Source organism: Vibrio sp. SG41-7 (assembly GCF_014164465.1).
Classification (GTDB): domain Bacteria; phylum Pseudomonadota; class Gammaproteobacteria; order Enterobacterales; family Vibrionaceae; genus Vibrio; species Vibrio splendidus.
In genome coordinates this window covers 1-668 of the sequence record NZ_JACJFF010000332.1, presented here as the reverse complement: position 1 = coordinate 668, position 668 = coordinate 1, and the positions used below count along the sequence as shown (strand labels likewise).

Annotated in this window: 1 protein-coding gene; it reads right to left on the bottom strand. The window is 45.4% G+C overall.

Annotated features, from left to right (window positions below):
• On the bottom strand, positions 1-668 hold a 668-nt coding region (tnpC, locus tag H5300_RS26965; RefSeq protein WP_182797384.1), incomplete at both ends, for an IS66 family transposase.

Here is a 668-nt window from a genome sequence, read left to right as displayed (position 1 = left end):
GTTTCGATGAGTGTGTGGATACGACTACGGAATTTATCGCCTGCATCTGAGGTCGTTCCGAAGCTAATTTTCCTTTGGATTACAAAGCCTCTAATACATCGCTCGGCTTCATTATTGGTTAAGGGAATTGACGTTTTCTTGAGGAAAACCCACAAGCTCTCTCTATGTTTGAGCAGTAACTTGCATCGCCCTCGATACCGCTTGACCATCACACCTGTCCCTTTGTTCAACCAATGATCGAACGATTTTTGTAGCCTGTGCATTCGCCGCAAGTACCGTGAATAATCCAATTCACCTTGCTCATAACGATGTCGAGTATGGAAGAGAACATTCGTCAGAAGACAAAGGTGCCTTCCTATATAAGCAGTATGCCCACCACCACTATAATCCGCCATTTGTTGAAGATTGCGCTTAACATGTGCCCAACATAACTGATGACGGTCTGCGGCTATCGAGTTATAGCTTGGGCACTGGTCGCTGACCACGATGCCTGCATAGTCTTCATCAATGACTTTTTTCGCTGATGAGGTCGAGCGCGAATACAGTATTTGTTCATAGACAAGATCATCACTGGCCACTAACCAACACCAACGAAGGCTTTGCTCATCATTTCGGTGATGAGAGGTTTCGTCGGCATGAATCAAAGGTGCCTTCTTTAACGCTTGTTT